Below are 643 nucleotides of genomic sequence, written 5' to 3' on the forward strand. Positions count from 1 at the left end.
TGTAGTCGCATCCGTTTTTTTCAAATCAACACTGATTTGCTCTTTATCATGCGCGCCAATTTGTAAATTTAATGTACTATCTTCACTTAACACTTTGACGCCATTAAATTGTGTTTGTTCTGATATACGATTTATTTCAGCAGTACGTTGGTTCACTTCTTCTTGGATAGATTTAATATCAGAATCTGAATTAGAACCATTTTTAGCTTGTACGGTTAATTCACGAATACGTTGCAGGTTATTATTAATTTCATTTAATGCCCCTTCTGTCGTTTGGGTAATAGAAATACCATCGTTCGCATTACGTGAAGCTTGAGTCAACCCATTAATATTAGAAGTAAAACGGTTCGCGATAGCTTGACCTGCGGCGTCATCCTTGGCGCTATTAATACGTAAACCCGAAGAAAGACGTTGAATTGCTGTATTTAAGGCGCTTTGTGAGCGATTTAAATTCTTTTGAGCAACCAGTGATGTTGGGTTAGTCATAATTACTTGTGGCATACAATATTCCTTCGACTTGATTTTAAAATACTTTTAAATGAATAGGTTAGTTATTACGTCACTGTAATAACGTTGCCTATACACTATCGTCACCAATATCGAGGGGTTTATGATTTTCGGCATCGTGAAAATAGCAAAAAAA

General features: G+C 35.6%; 1 protein-coding gene. It reads right to left on the reverse strand.

All coding sequences use genetic code 11. The features are described from left to right. Nucleotides 1-501, reverse strand: a 501-nt coding sequence (locus BHE89_RS19450; RefSeq protein ID WP_074454105.1) for a flagellin N-terminal helical domain-containing protein, incomplete at its 3' end; no start/stop codon positions are given. Nucleotides 502-643: the final 142 nt, after the last annotated feature.

Source organism: Shigella sp. FC1967, from assembly GCF_001743005.1.
Taxonomy (GTDB): domain Bacteria; phylum Pseudomonadota; class Gammaproteobacteria; order Enterobacterales; family Enterobacteriaceae; genus Proteus.